General features: G+C 71.5%; 14 protein-coding genes. 6 read left to right on the top strand and 8 right to left on the bottom strand.

Annotated features, from left to right (window positions below; translation table 11 throughout):
- Positions 1 to 20: 20 nt before the first annotated feature.
- The 3 genes from GWI24_RS30015 to GWI24_RS30005 form a co-directional block, all read right to left on the bottom strand.
- The gene (locus tag GWI24_RS30015; RefSeq protein WP_210949027.1) at positions 21 to 506 is read right to left on the bottom strand and encodes a hypothetical protein; all 486 of its coding nucleotides are present in this window, start codon (positions 504 to 506) and stop codon (positions 21 to 23) included.
- 123 nt (positions 507 to 629) lie between these two features.
- On the bottom strand, positions 630 to 2,978 hold the full coding sequence (locus tag GWI24_RS30010) for an FtsX-like permease family protein (protein WP_210949026.1): 2,349 nt from the start codon (positions 2,976 to 2,978) through the stop codon (positions 630 to 632).
- Complete coding sequence (locus tag GWI24_RS30005) at positions 2,975 to 3,682, bottom strand: ABC transporter ATP-binding protein (RefSeq protein ID WP_210949025.1); 708 nt, start codon at positions 3,680 to 3,682, stop codon at positions 2,975 to 2,977. Before GWI24_RS30005 ends, GWI24_RS30010 begins: the two co-directional genes overlap by 4 nt.
- Positions 3,683 to 3,897: 215 nt before the next feature.
- Between GWI24_RS30005 and GWI24_RS30000 the strand changes: the two genes are divergently transcribed.
- Positions 3,898 to 5,202: a sensor histidine kinase gene (locus GWI24_RS30000; RefSeq protein ID WP_210949029.1), complete on the top strand. Its 1,305-nt coding sequence runs from the start codon at positions 3,898 to 3,900 to the stop codon at positions 5,200 to 5,202.
- Positions 5,199 to 5,897: a response regulator transcription factor gene (locus tag GWI24_RS29995; protein WP_210949024.1), complete on the top strand. Its 699-nt coding sequence runs from the start codon at positions 5,199 to 5,201 to the stop codon at positions 5,895 to 5,897. Before GWI24_RS30000 ends, GWI24_RS29995 begins: the two co-directional genes overlap by 4 nt.
- A gap of 293 nt (positions 5,898 to 6,190) precedes the next feature.
- Here the strand turns inward: GWI24_RS29995 and GWI24_RS45680 are convergent, their stop codons facing one another.
- Positions 6,191 to 6,346 (bottom strand): hypothetical protein, encoded by a 156-nt coding sequence (locus GWI24_RS45680; protein ID WP_247617061.1) that lies wholly within the window; start codon positions 6,344 to 6,346, stop codon positions 6,191 to 6,193.
- A 155-nt stretch (positions 6,347 to 6,501) separates the two neighbouring features.
- Between GWI24_RS45680 and GWI24_RS45675 the strand changes: the two genes are divergently transcribed.
- On the top strand, positions 6,502 to 7,344 hold the full coding sequence (locus tag GWI24_RS45675) for an ABC transporter ATP-binding protein (RefSeq protein ID WP_247617060.1): 843 nt from the start codon (positions 6,502 to 6,504) through the stop codon (positions 7,342 to 7,344).
- Between the two features lie 39 nt (positions 7,345 to 7,383).
- Here GWI24_RS45675 and GWI24_RS29985 read toward each other — a convergent pair whose 3' ends face one another.
- Both GWI24_RS29985 and GWI24_RS29980 read right to left on the bottom strand, forming a co-directional pair.
- On the bottom strand, positions 7,384 to 7,893 hold the full coding sequence (locus GWI24_RS29985) for an inorganic diphosphatase (protein WP_210949023.1): 510 nt from the start codon (positions 7,891 to 7,893) through the stop codon (positions 7,384 to 7,386).
- Between the two features lie 83 nt (positions 7,894 to 7,976).
- Entirely contained in the window at positions 7,977 to 8,678 is a 702-nt protein-coding gene (locus tag GWI24_RS29980) for a TetR/AcrR family transcriptional regulator (protein WP_210949022.1), read from the bottom strand.
- Positions 8,679 to 8,798: 120 nt separating this feature from the next.
- Here GWI24_RS29980 and GWI24_RS29975 point away from each other — a divergent pair, with 120 nt between their 5' ends.
- The 3 genes from GWI24_RS29975 to GWI24_RS29965 all read left to right on the top strand — a co-directional run bounded on the left by GWI24_RS29975 (position 8,799) and on the right by GWI24_RS29965 (position 10,926).
- Positions 8,799 to 9,854 (top strand): medium chain dehydrogenase/reductase family protein, encoded by a 1,056-nt coding sequence (locus GWI24_RS29975; protein WP_210949021.1) that lies wholly within the window; start codon positions 8,799 to 8,801, stop codon positions 9,852 to 9,854.
- 200 nt (positions 9,855 to 10,054) lie between these two features.
- On the top strand, positions 10,055 to 10,249 hold the full coding sequence (locus GWI24_RS29970) for a carotenoid oxygenase family protein (RefSeq protein WP_210949028.1): 195 nt from the start codon (positions 10,055 to 10,057) through the stop codon (positions 10,247 to 10,249).
- Positions 10,250 to 10,293: 44 nt separating this feature from the next.
- Entirely contained in the window at positions 10,294 to 10,926 is a 633-nt protein-coding gene (locus GWI24_RS29965) for a GntR family transcriptional regulator (protein WP_210949020.1), read from the top strand.
- Between the two features lie 161 nt (positions 10,927 to 11,087).
- Here the strand turns inward: GWI24_RS29965 and GWI24_RS29960 are convergent, their stop codons facing one another.
- Positions 11,088 to 11,456 carry a cupin domain-containing protein gene (locus GWI24_RS29960; protein ID WP_210949019.1) on the bottom strand — a complete coding sequence of 123 codons (369 nt, stop codon included), beginning with the start codon at positions 11,454 to 11,456 and terminating at the stop codon, positions 11,088 to 11,090.
- A gap of 23 nt (positions 11,457 to 11,479) precedes the next feature.
- On the bottom strand, positions 11,480 to 12,289 hold the full coding sequence (locus GWI24_RS29955; RefSeq protein WP_210949018.1) for a carbon-nitrogen hydrolase family protein: 810 nt from the start codon (positions 12,287 to 12,289) through the stop codon (positions 11,480 to 11,482).
- Between the last annotated feature and the right edge of the window lie 132 nt (positions 12,290 to 12,421).

Raw genomic sequence — 12,421 nt, 5'->3', positions numbered from 1 at the left:
GCAGGGCGCATGGCGTGATGTCAGAGGAAGTGGCCGCTGGCCAGGGCCTCCCAGAGCAGGTCCTGGGCGGTGGCCGGGTGGGCGGCGGCGAGGAGGGCGGCACGGCCCTGGTCGTCGATGTAGACATAGCCCGGCCTGCCGTAGGCGCGGGAGACGACGAGCCGCAGGGTGCCCCGCATATAGGTGTGGTCGGGGCCGTGGCCGGCGCCGCGCAGGCGCCGGTCGAGGTGGTTCATCCAGTCGATGTCGTCATCCCGTCCCTCGCGGAGGCCGGTGATGGCGGGGAGGGTGGCGCGGTTGACGGTGCCGACCATGCGCATCTGGGGGTGGAGCGAGAACCCGGACCAGGCATCTGAACCACTATCGGAACCGCCGTCGGCACCGCCGTCGGAACCGGCGGCCGAGCGGCCCGGCGAGGAGTTACGGTTCCGGCCGCCCACGCTGATGGCCTTGGAGAAGCATCCCGTCACCACCCGGGCCATGGCCGGGAGACTGCCCCAACTCATGCGCCCCTTCCACCCGTCTCTGCTGGTCGTACACGCTCGCCGCCTTGATGAAGGCTGGTAGCCAACCGCCCCCCCACCGCTCCTTGCGGTGGGGGTCGAGGCACGAGCTCTGAACCTGACCTCCTATTCGGTGCGCAGGGCCGTGGCGGTTCGGGCCCTGGCGGCCCAGCCGGCGGGCAGGAGCGCACCCAGGGTGGCGATGAGCAGGCCGCCGAGTGCAAGCGGGAGCAACTCGGCCCCGTGGTAGACGGCGATGACGGAACCGGGGAGGCGGAGCCCCACGCTGTCGCCCATCGCGGGGATGACCCAGCCGTGCAGGGCTACGCCCAGCGGCACGCCCAGAGTGCCCGCGACCAGTCCGGTCACGGCGACTGAGGTGATGACCATCGCGATGGTCTGCCGGGGGGTCATGCCGAGCGCCTTGTGGATACCGATTTCCCGGACACGCTCGCGGGTGTCGAGCAGCACGCCGTTGAGCACGCCGAGCGCGGCCACGGCGACGAGCATCAGCGTGAGGATCGCGGACAGCGCGTTGAGCGTGACGACCACGTCGCCGCCGGCGTCGAGCCCACCGGCCCGAGCGGTGACCCCCAGCGGTGCCAAGTCCTTGTTCAGCGCGTCGACGTAGCCGGTCACGTCGGTGCCTGAGGTGACCGCGATGTGATGGCTCGTCTCCGTCAGGTCGGGATGGGCAGACGTGAGGGTCGAAGCGTCGGTGAAGACCTGCATGCCGTCATTGCGGGGGTCGAGGACCTCGCCGACGATCCGGACCGTGACCGGCTCGGCCAGGCCGTTCAGGGTGACGGTGTCGCCGATGCGGGTACCGGTGGCGGCCAGGAAGGGGGTCGGGACCACGGCCTCGCCGGGTTTGTCGATCCAGCGGCCCGAGACCATGGTGTAGCCGCCCCAGGAGGCGTCGCCGGTGAAGGCGTTCACGTTGACGGTGCCGGTCAGGCCGGACACGGTCGCCCGTACCGTCGCGGCACTGTAGTACTTCCCGGTTCCGGCGGCGGCCTCGATGCCCGCGGCGACCGCGGCGGGATCGACCTCGGGCTGCTTCTCGGGGGCGTGGCCCCGGGGTCCGAAGTCCGGCAAGGGCGCGGGCACGACGACATCGGCGGCGTCGTGGGCCCTGGCTTTCATCACCTGGCCGAGCGAGGCGCCCATCCCCACAGTGAACGTGACGGCGATGGTGCCGAACAGGATCGCCGTGCCCATGGCCAGCGCACGGGCGGGCCGCGCGAAGGGCCGGGCCAGGCCCAGGGCGACCGGCTGCGGCAACGGCAACCGTCCGGCCAGACGGGCCGCCCACCGGCCGCGTCCCGCCGAAGCGATGCGTCCGACGGCGAGCGCGTCGACCGTACGCAGCCGGCCGGCCCGCCAGGCACTCGCCCAAGCGGTCGCCGCCACCAGGCCGAGCACTCCGGCGATCACCGCCAGATCGACCCAGGGAGCGATGGTCAGGGACGAGGTGCCGTAGACCTCCTCGGTCTCGGCCAGTACGGGGACGGCGAGCAGATGGCCGGCGAGGACACCGAGGGCCGTGCCGACGGCGGCCGGGATCAGCGCCTGGCCCACGTAGGCCCGCACGACCTGGGCGGGGGTGAAGCCGACGGCCTTGAGGATGCCGATGCGGCGCGTTCCCGTGCCGACGGCCGACGCGACGACGTTGCCGACGACGAGCACCGACATGACCAGGCCCAGGGTGCCGAACGCGATGAGGAACGGGACGTAGAGGGCGGTGTCCTGCTCAGCGGTCTTCTTGACAGTGAGCCATGACTGTTCACCGACGGCCGCTCCTGGCGGCATGGATTCCGTCACGGCCTTGCCGCCCGCGGTGATCTGCGCGGCGGTGCCCGCGTCGGTGAAGCGGTACAGCATCTGGTAGCCGCCGCTCCCGGGCGCGATGAGAGCCGGCATCTGGGACGGAACCACCCAGGCATCAGCGGTCTGCGTGACCGAGCGAGCCACACCGACCACCGTCAGCGTCGGACCGCCGGGCAGATCGGGGAAGGCGATCCTCATGCCCATGGTCGCGAAAATCGAGGAGTTGGCGGACAGCACGATCTCGCCGGAGCGCGTGGGCCACCGTCCGTCGAGCAGCACCACCTCGTCCACGTCCCGGCCGGGATCGCCCCGGCCGACCACGGTCATCGGCCACTCGGGGCCCGCCCCCTCCGACCGCGGGGTGACCGTCGTCGTACGGAACGGCCCGCCGGACCTGCTCACCCCTTTGGCGTCCTTGGACTTCGACAACTGCCCGGCACTCACCTTGCCCGCGTCGAACTGCACGGACAGATGCGCGCCGTGCTGCTCGGCGAAGGCGTCGTCGAAGGGCGCGCCGGAAACCACGAGCAGCGATCCGCCGAGGACGGAGGCGGCCACCGCCATCATCGTGGCGAGCCCGATCACCAGTGTCTGCACCCGGCGTCGTCCCACCCCCGAGCGCACCACCTTTCCGAGCACGCTCATCGGACGGCCTCCGAGGCGACGGCCTGCGACCGGACGTCTTCGGTGATCCGGCCGTCGGCGATCCGGACCGTACGGTTCGTGCAGGACCGGGCCAGAGCCAGGTCGTGGGTGACCACGACGATGGTCTGGCCCTCGGCGTTGAGGCTGGTGAGCAGCCTGCTGACGTCCTGTCCGGCGGCCGTGTCCAGGGCCCCGGTCGGCTCGTCGGCCAGGAGCAGCGCCGGCCGGTTCATCAACGCCCGGGCCACCGCGACGCGCTGCCGCTCGCCGCCGGACAGCCGCCCCGGGTAGGCGCGGGCGTGCCGGTCGATGCCCAGCAGTTCCAGGAGTTCCGCCGTCCGGCGGTCTGCCTCGCCACGTGCCATACCCGCGAGGCGCGCGGGCAGGACGACATTGTCGGTTACGGTCAGATCGTCAAGCAGGTTGAAGAACTGGAAGACCATGCCGATCTTCGACCGCCGGTAGAGCGCCGACCCGGCTTCGCCCAGCTGGTCCACCCGCACCCCGTCCACAGTGACGGTTCCCATATCGGGCCGGTCCAGGCCCGCGATCAGATTGAGCAGCGTGGACTTACCACTGCCGGAAGGGCCGAGGATCGCGACGGCCTCGCCGGGCCGCACGGTCAGTGACGCCTCGTGCAGAGCGGGCGGGCCGTCGTCGTATCGGCGGCTCACCTCGCGCAGTTCGATCACCGGCATGGTCATGAAGAGGCTCCTTGGGTACGGGCAGTTGGCTGCGTGAACGCTAGGAGCGGGCCCGGCCCGCACGCGTCGCCCGCCCGAACCCATTGCGGTACCGCACTCGGATGAGCCCCGGAAACGTCATCCCTGCGATGTAGGCGGGCGATGTATCAGGTGCGGTGGGAATGACCACCGGGACGGACTCCGCGGGTCCGCGCGGCGGCGACAATGATCCGGTGATGGACGCACGTACGACGCTGGAGCGGCTGCGGGAAGCCGCCCGCCGGAGGGTCCGCAACGCCGGGCTTCCGAGCGGTCCACCGCTGCGGCCGACCCGGCGCGCCTGGCAGTTCGACGCGCTGGTGGCACTGGTACTCGGAATCGCCACCGTCTACTACGGCGTCGACAATGCCAATAACGTCGTGGTGCGTGAGATCGCACCCGGCGTGGAGTTCGTCATACCGCGCCCGTCCGGCCCCGGCGGCCTGGCCTTCATGGTGACCCTCGCGGTCATCGCCTCGGGTGCCCTGGCGCTGCGCCGCCGCTACCCGCTCGCCGTGCTGTGCGTCGTGACGGCCGCGACACTGGCGACACCGCAGAGCGTTCTGCGGCTGACCTTCTACGCGTTCATCATCGCCGTCTACAGCGCCGCCGTGTACAGCCCGTACAGGGTGGCGACCCTGGCGGCGCTGCCGGTGTCGGTCGTCCTGGTAGGCACGTCGGGGAACTCGGTGACACCGATCGTCCCCAACGAATACATCGCCCTGCTGATCCTGGTCCCGATGGCCGTGGCCGCCGTCGGCCTGCGTACCTGGAAACTCCGCACCGACGAGGGCCGCACCCGGCTCTCCGCCCTGGAACGCGAACAGGCCGAGGCGCTGCGCCGGGCCGTCGAGCACGAGCGGGCCAGGATCGCCCGCGAACTGCACGACGTCGTCACGCACAACGTCAGCGTGATGATCATCCAGGCGGGCGCCGCCCGCAAGATCATGAAAACCTCCGCCGAGGAGGCCGGCGAGGCGCTGCTCGCCGTCGAGGCGGGCGGGCGGGCGGCCATGACCGAGCTGCGCCACGTCATGGGGCTGCTCACCATGGGTGACGAGGGCGAGGGAACGGACGGAGGTGCGGACCTGGCCGACACGGCGGCGGAGCTGGCCCCGCAACCCGGCCTGGACCAGCTGGAAACGCTGGTCGGACGGGTCCGGGACACCGGACTGCCCGTCGACCTGACCGTGACCGGCCCGCCCCGTCCCCTCCCGCCCGGCCTCGAACTCGCGGCCTACCGTGTGGTCCAGGAAGCCCTGACCAACACCGTGAAGCACGCGTCCGGCGCCACCGCCGCCGTGACCGTCGAATACGGCCCCGAACGGCTCCGGGTGGAAGTCACCGACACCGGTGGACACCCGGGCGCGGGCGCCGGAAGCGGCCGGGGCCTGATCGGCCTGCGCGAGCGCCTCGCCGTCTACGACGGAACCCTGGACACGGGCCGACGCCTGACCGGCGGCTACCGTGTGGAGGCCCTGATCCCCTTGGAGGCACCGTGACCGAGCCGCTGCGTGTGCTCCTCGCCGACGACCAGACTCTGGTCCGCACCGGATTCCGGTTGATCCTCAGGGCCGATGCCATCGACGTCGTCGCCGAGGCGACCAACGGAGCCGAAGCGGTTGAAGCGGTCCGCCGTACACGTCCAGACGTGGTCCTGATGGACGTCCGGATGCCCGAGATGGACGGCCTGGAGGCCACCCGCCGCATCCTCACCGGCGCTCCCGACCAACCTCGCGTCATCATCCTGACCACGTTCGACCTCGACCGGTACGTCTACGCGGCACTGTCCGCCGGGGCCAGCGGCTTCCTCCTCAAGGACGTCACCCCCGAGCATCTGACCGCGGCCGTCCGCACGGTCCGTACCGGCGACGCTCTCCTCGCGCCCGCCATCACCCGCCGCCTCGTGCAACGGTTCACCCAGCGCGGCGGCGACACCGCCGCCCGCCACCGCGACCTCGCATCGCTCACCCCACGCGAACTGGAGGTCCTCGGCCTGCTGGCCCGAGGACTGAGCAACGCCGAACTCGCCACCCGCCTCCACCTGGCCGAGGCGACCGTCAAGACGCACGTCGCCCGCATCCTCGCCAAGCTCGGACTCCGTGACCGTGTCCAGGCCGTCATCGTCGCCTACGAGACAGGTCTGGTCAGCGTCGGCGCAGGCGAGGCCGCCCAGCAGTCCGCGGAGCAGACGTAGACCGAAGCCGAGACTTGGGATCAGCAGCCGGAACCTGTGCCTGTCCCGGTAGTTCACGCCTCCGAACTGTCATACATCGGTCGCCCGATGTCCGCATTCGCCGCGGTGCGGGGGGTCGGGCCCAGTCTGCAGCGCGATGCCGAGCTACGATGCAGGCTGTCCTGCCGTGTGATGTTCCTCAGCAGCTCGGCCAATAAAGGGACACGATGCCGATTCGGAGCGCCACACGGGCCGAGGCCCCGCTCCAGCCGTAATACGACACGACCTGTGTGGGACACGGCAACTGCAACGACTCATCCGGCGCTGCTGCCGCTGTTGCTGCTGGCCGCGCTGCCGCAGGGGATCGCGGGGATGAAGGCGGCCCGGGTGCAGTACGAGACCAGCCGTGAGATCAGCGCGGACCAGCCCACACTCGGGCTGCTGCGCTGGTACATGGTGGATAAGGACATCGCCGATCAGCTCCGTTCCGGCACCATGGCGGAGTTCCTGCTGAAGCGGTACCGGGCCATCGGGGCGCGGGTGGACGCGGCCACCGACAAGGCGGTGCACCGGGCGCGCGGTACGCGGTGCTGGGGGCGCTGGCCGGAGGGCTGGCGGGCACCGGATGCGGCGCGGCGCCCTGGTCCCGGCGGCGCCGCGGGTCATCAGGGCCGAGGGGCTGACGTACGCCTATCCGGAGTCCGACGCCCCGGCCCTGGACGAGGTCACGCTCGAGGTGCGGCGGGGCGAGGTGCTCGCACTGGTCGGGGAGAACGGTTCGGGCAAGACCACCCTGAGCAAGCTGCTGACCGGGCTCTACCTACCCACCAAGTCCATGGTGACCTGGGACGGCGTGGACGTGGCGGAGCTGGATCCGCAGGCGATGTGGCGGCATACGGCGGTCGTGCCGCAGGACTACGCGCACTGGCCGCTGTCCGCCCGCGACAACATCACCCTCGGCCAGCCGCACGGCGGGGACGAGCGGGTCCGGGAGGCGGCGGTCCACTCCGGGGCGCATGAGGTGGTGGACGGGCTGCGCAGCGGGCTGGACACCCTGCTCGCCCGGCAGTGGTGGGGCGGGGTGGAGCTGTCCGGCGGGCAGTGGCAGCGCATCGCGCTGGCCCGCGCGTTCCACCGGCCCGCGGGGCTGCTGGTGATGGACGAGCCCACCAGCGCGCTGGACGCCCGCGCAGAGCACCGGATCTTCGCGGGGCTGCGGCGGATGGCGGAGGACCGCGCCGTGGTCCTGGTGACGCACCGGCTGGCGAACGTGGCCGTGGCGGACCGGATCGTGGTGCTGGAGCGGGGGCGGGTGATCCAGCAGGGCACGTTCGCGGAGCTGACGGGGTCGCCGGGGCTGTTCCGGGAGCTGTGGGAGCTCCAGAACGACCGCGGGGTGCCGGAGAACGACCGCGGGGTGCCGGAGAACGATCGCGGGGTGCCGGCGCCGCGCGAGGCGTCGCCCTGAGCGTCGGCCCTGCTCAGGGGCCGGCGCCGCCGGTCCCGCTCAGGGGCTCTGGAACCGGCCGGTTTCGGCCGCGCGGGCGCGGGAGGCGGCTATTTCGGCGTAGGCCCGGTCGCGGCCCTCCCAGTGGGAGCCCTCGACGGACTTGCCGGGCTCGAGGTCCTTGTAGACCTCGAAGAAGTGGGTGATCTCCTTACGGTCGAATTCGGGGACGTCGCCGATGTCCTGCACGCCGTCATAGCGCAGGTCATGGGCCGGAACGCAGAGGATCTTCTCGTCCGGGCCCTGCTCGTCTCGCATGCAGTACATGCCGATGGCCCGGCAGAGGATCACACAGCCGGGGAAGGTCGGCTCGGCGACGGTGACGAGGGCGTCCAGCGGATCGCCGTCCCGGCCGAGGGTGTGGTCGACATAGCCGTAGTCGGCCGGGTACTTCGTCGAGGTGAACAGCATCCGGTCCAGCCGGATCCGGCCGGTCTCATGATCCATCTCGTACTTGTTGCGAGACCCCTCAGGGATCTCCACGACCACGTCGAACTCACCCTGCTCCATCGCGGCCTCCGCTCCCCGTCGCGCTCAGGTGTCCTTCCAGTGTGCGCCGGGCCCGCCGGGCGGGCAGCTCGGACCGGGGCACCTCAGCCGCCCCGCACCAGGGCGTCGATCTCGGCCTCGAAGAGGACCGACGGATCGAAGCCCATGCCCGTGAACTGGCCTTGCACATCAAGGCTGATCACGCCGTGGAGCCGGGTCCAGGTGCGCAGCGCACGGCCCTTCAGCTCACCGCCGGGCTCCTCCCCGGGCACCCAGGAGCCCACGCCCTCGAGATGGCGCGCCAGTTCGGCCTCGAGCTCGGTGAGGGGCTGCTGCTCGCGGCTCGCGGTGGCGCCGCTCGCGGTGGCGCCATCGGCATCGCCGACGGTGGAGCAGGCGTCCAAGATGGTCCGCATCAGCCCGGCCGCGATCTCGGTGGTCTCCGGCGGCGCGTGGTAACCGGGCACCGGGGTGCCGTAGATGAGCAGATAGCGGTCCGGCTGACGCTTCGCCCAGTCGCGCAGGGCACGGGCCATGGCGCGGAAGCGGTCGGCGGGGGCGGCGTCGGCGACGGCCTGGGCGAGGGTTTCGGCCAGATCGCGGTAGGTGTCGGTGATCAGCTCGGTCAGCAGCTCGTCCCGGCTCGCGAAATAGCGGTAGAGCGCGGGGCCGGTCATCCCCATCGCCTTCGCGATCGCGTTCACCGAGATGCCCGCCGTGCCCGACTCGGCCAGCTGGGCCAGGGCCACGGCCTTGGCCTCCTCCCGGGTCTGTTTGCGATAGCGCTCTCGCCGTGCTGTCGCCATGGACGCGCCTCCCGTGCGGGTCTTCGAATTCGGACTTGACACCTCGAGAGTAACAGGTTCATTGTTTGGTTAGAAGTTCTCACAACCGCAAGAACTCCTCGCATCGAAACGAGGTCAGCCATGATCACCGAAGTCGTTCTGCCAGGTCAGGTGGAGCCGGAAGGGCTCGAGCTCCGCACCCGCCCGCGACCCGAGCCCGGTCCCGGGCAGGCACTGGTGGCCGTCGAGGCGTCGGGGGTCTCCTTCGCGGAGCAGCAGATGCGCCGCGGGAAGTACTACGACCAGCCGCCGTTCCCCTTCGTGCCCGGCTATGACCTGGTGGGCACGGTGGTCTCGACCGGCCCCGGGGTGGATCCGGCCCTGCGGGGGCGCCGGTTCGCGGCGCTCACGAAGATCGGCGGCTGGGCCAGCCACACCCTCGTCGACGCGGGCGACCTGGTGGAGGTCCCCGAGGGGGTGGACGCGGCGGAGGCCGAGACGGTGGTGGTCAACGGGATCACGGCCTGGCAGATGCTCCACCGCGTGGCCAAGGTGCGCCCCGGGATGACCGTGCTGGTCCACGGGGCGAACGGCGGGGTGGGCACCACCCTGGTCCAGCTCGCCCGCCACTCGGGCATCAAGGTCATCGGCACCGCTTCGCCCCGCCATCACGACGCGGTGCACGCCCTCGGCGCCACCCCGCTCGACTACCGCGATCCGGATCTGCCCGCCCGGGTGCGGGCGTTGGCGCCGGGCGGGGTCGACGCGGTCTTCGACCACATCGGCGGCGAGGGCATCGTGGACTCCTTCCGGCTGCTCGCCCGCGGCGGCACGCTGGTCTCCTACGGCACGGCGGCCACCCGGGACGTCCCCGGCTCGTCCCGGGCCCCGGTGCTCAAGCTGCTCGCCCGGCTGACCCTGTGGAACCTGCTGCCGAACGGACGACGGGCGCACTTCTTCAACCTCTGGGCCGGACGGCGGCGCCTGGCCGCCTTCCAGGGGCGGATCCGCGCCGATCTGGGGCAGGTGCTGGCGCTGATAGCGAAGGGCGAGTTCACCGCACTGGTGGCGGCGAGGATTCCGCTTTCCGACGCCGCGAAGGCGATGCGGCTGGCCGAGTCCGGCACCGTCGCCGGAAAGGTGGTCCTGGTCGCGGACGAGGACACCCGCCGGAGCGGCGAGGAGGGCGCGCGATGAGCGACCAGGTTGCGGCTGTCGGCCACCGTCGGCGCCCATGACTTCGGCGGAAAGCTGAACCGGGCCATGACGGCACACCCCAAGGAGGATCCGGTCCGCTATCGCCGGTCCGACGGCTACCGGCCGCGTATCGGGATCATGCCGCGCACCGGACCGCCCCGGGTCGGGTCACGCCGCCGTCCCGCTGGTCGGCTCCCTGCATCACCGCTGGATCCTCGACCCCGCCTCGGGCAGCGCCGACCCTGCCTCGGGCAGCGCCCGGGACGCTGATCGTCCTGGACGCCCGGGACATCACGGCCGCCCCCGTGGCCACCGTGGATCTGCCCCACCGCGTCCCCGCGGGCATCCACGGCTCCTGGATACCCGACCTCCCCGACGCCGCCACCGGTCCGTGATAATTTTCGTATACGAGTTGTATGCGAAGCAGCATGGGGGCCCAGTGCCAGCGCAGTCCGGACGAGAAAAGGCGTACGCGTTCCTCAAGGAGACCGTGCTGACCGATCCCGACATGCAGGGCAGGTTCCTCACCGAGCAGGAGATCGCCGACCGGATCGGCATCTCCCGGACCCCGATCCGTGAGGCCCTGCTCCTGCTGGCGGCCGAGGATCTGGTCCAGCTGGTCCCCAAGCGGGGTGCGCATATCGCCCCGCTCTCCGGCCGGGAGATCTCCGAACTGATGGAGCTGCGCGGGATCGTCGAGCGCCACGCCGCCGAGCGGACCATCGAGGCGGGCACGGTGCCGGTCGGGAAGCTGACGGAGCTGCTGGAGCGGCAGCGCGGGCTGATGGGGCCGGAGCAGGCCAAGGAGTTCATCGCCGTGGACCACCTCTTCCACGCGACCATGGTCGCCGCGGTGGGCAATGAACTCCTCAACCGGCACTACGACGGGCTGCGCAGCCGCCAGATCCGGGCCGGGGTGGTGGCCCTCTACACCCAGACCGGCCGCCAGGAGGAGGTGCTCGGCGAGCACCGGGCGATCCTGGACGCGGTGGCCTCCGGGGACCCGGAGGCGGCCCGCGCGGCGATCAGCGCCCATCTGGGGTCGACGCTGAAGGTACTGCTCGCCGGATGAGGCACCGCCCGGGGGCGACTCACCACCCGGGAGTGAGTCACCACCCGGGAGTGAGTCACCACCCGGGAGTGAGTCACCACCCGGGAGTGAGTCACCACCCGGGAGTGAGTCACCACCCGGGAGTGAGTCACCATCCGGGAGTGAGTCATCCCCGGAGGGAGTCACCGCCCGGCGAGCTCCGGGTAGGTGATCACCAGCATGGTGACGCCCTCCTCGGAGACCCAGGGGCCATGCGGCATCCCCGGCGGCCGGCAGGCGTAGAAGCCGCGCGAGAAGGTCTCCTCCAGGGTCAGATCGCGCATGCTCCCCTCGAGGAGATAGACCTCCTCCCAGCCGTCGTGGCGGACCACCCCGGACGGGGAGGTGTCCGTCCCCGGCTCCCAGCGCACCAGCGCGGTGGTGTGGGTGCCGCTCCCGTCCGCGGCCAGGATCTGTTCGCTGACCCCCGCGGCCGCGCCCGGCGGCCGCTGCCAGGGTGCGGCGGGCAGATGGAACTCATGCTCCGGTTTGGCCCCGCCGGTGCCGCTCATGGCCGTACGCTGCCCAGCCTCGCTCATGACTGTCCGCCCAGCCTGCGGTTGGCCAGGACGGACACCGTGCGGCGCACCGCGGTGACCTCCTCGGTGTGCACCTCCCCCACCAGCAGCCCAGGCCCCGCGTCCAGCCGCTCCCGTACGGTGCCGTCGGGGCCGATCAGGGCGCTGTGGCCGATACCGGTGGGGGCGGAGGTCGCGGCGGTCACGCCGGACGCCTCCGGATCGGCCTGGCCCACGGCCGCCAGCCATACGGTGGCGTCCAGCGCCCGCGCCCGGGTCAGCAGTTCCCACTGCTCGCGCTTACCGGGCCCCGCGCCCCAGGAGGCGGGCAGCAGGGAGAGCACCGCGCCCGCGTCGGCGTGGGCGCGGAAGAGCTCGGGGAACCGTACGTCGTAGCAGGTGGCCAGGCCGATCCGGACGCCGTCCAGGTCGAAGGTCACCACCTCGGAGCCCGGGGCCACGGTCTTGGACTCGGCGAATCCGAAGGCGTCATACAGATGGATCTTGTCGTAGGAGGTCTCCACCCCCGGGCCGGTGGCCAGCAGGGTGTTGGTCACCCGGCCGTCGGGCGCCGGGGTGAACATCCCGGCCACCACCACCAGCCCGGCGTCCTTCGCGATCTGCCGGACCTCGGTGGCCCAGGGGCCGTCCAGCGGTTCGGCGAGGGGGCCGAGCCGGGTGCCGAAGCAGGCCATGGCCGCCTCCGGGAAGGCGACCAGGCGCGCCCCGGCAGCCGCCGCTCGCTGGGTCTCCTCGCGCAGCAGGGCGAGGTTCGACGCCGGGTCCGGGCCCGTGGTGATCTGGCTCAGTGCGATGCGGAGGGGCATGGCGGGTGCTGCCTCATTTCCTGGTCGGGAGGGTCGGAGTGCGGTATTTCCTGGTCGGGAGGGTCAGAGTTCGGTATTTCCTGGTCGGGAGCGTCGGAGTCCGGTCGGGGTTCGTGATCCCGGCAAGGTACG

Origin of the sequence: Streptomyces sp. MK37H (assembly GCF_018035285.1) — a bacterium.
GTDB lineage: Bacteria > Actinomycetota > Actinomycetes > Streptomycetales > Streptomycetaceae > Streptomyces > Streptomyces endocoffeicus.
The sequence above is the reverse complement of the archived record's forward strand: the minus strand, read 5'-3'. Positions and strand labels throughout refer to the sequence as shown.

Excerpts from the sequence above, each read along its gene's own strand:
- GWI24_RS30010 (WP_210949026.1), bottom strand. The coding sequence starts at position 2,978 with ATGAGCGTGCTCGGAAAGGTGGTGCGCTCGGGGGTGGGACGACGCCGG.
- GWI24_RS30005 (WP_210949025.1), bottom strand. The coding sequence starts at position 3,682 with ATGACCATGCCGGTGATCGAACTGCGCGAGGTGAGCCGCCGATACGAC.
- GWI24_RS29975 (WP_210949021.1), top strand. The coding sequence starts at position 8,799 with ATGATCACCGAAGTCGTTCTGCCAGGTCAGGTGGAGCCGGAAGGGCTC.
- GWI24_RS30015 (WP_210949027.1), bottom strand. The coding sequence starts at position 506 with ATGAGTTGGGGCAGTCTCCCGGCCATGGCCCGGGTGGTGACGGGATGC.
- GWI24_RS29980 (WP_210949022.1), bottom strand. The coding sequence starts at position 8,678 with ATGGCGACAGCACGGCGAGAGCGCTATCGCAAACAGACCCGGGAGGAG.
- GWI24_RS29985 (WP_210949023.1), bottom strand. The coding sequence starts at position 7,893 with ATGGAGCAGGGTGAGTTCGACGTGGTCGTGGAGATCCCTGAGGGGTCT.
- GWI24_RS45680 (WP_247617061.1), bottom strand. The coding sequence starts at position 6,346 with ATGTCCTTATCCACCATGTACCAGCGCAGCAGCCCGAGTGTGGGCTGG.
- GWI24_RS30000 (WP_210949029.1), top strand. The coding sequence starts at position 3,898 with ATGGACGCACGTACGACGCTGGAGCGGCTGCGGGAAGCCGCCCGCCGG.
- GWI24_RS45675 (WP_247617060.1), top strand. The coding sequence starts at position 6,502 with ATGCGGCGCGGCGCCCTGGTCCCGGCGGCGCCGCGGGTCATCAGGGCC.
- GWI24_RS29955 (WP_210949018.1), bottom strand. The coding sequence starts at position 12,289 with ATGCCCCTCCGCATCGCACTGAGCCAGATCACCACGGGCCCGGACCCG.
- GWI24_RS29960 (WP_210949019.1), bottom strand. The coding sequence starts at position 11,456 with ATGAGCGGCACCGGCGGGGCCAAACCGGAGCATGAGTTCCATCTGCCC.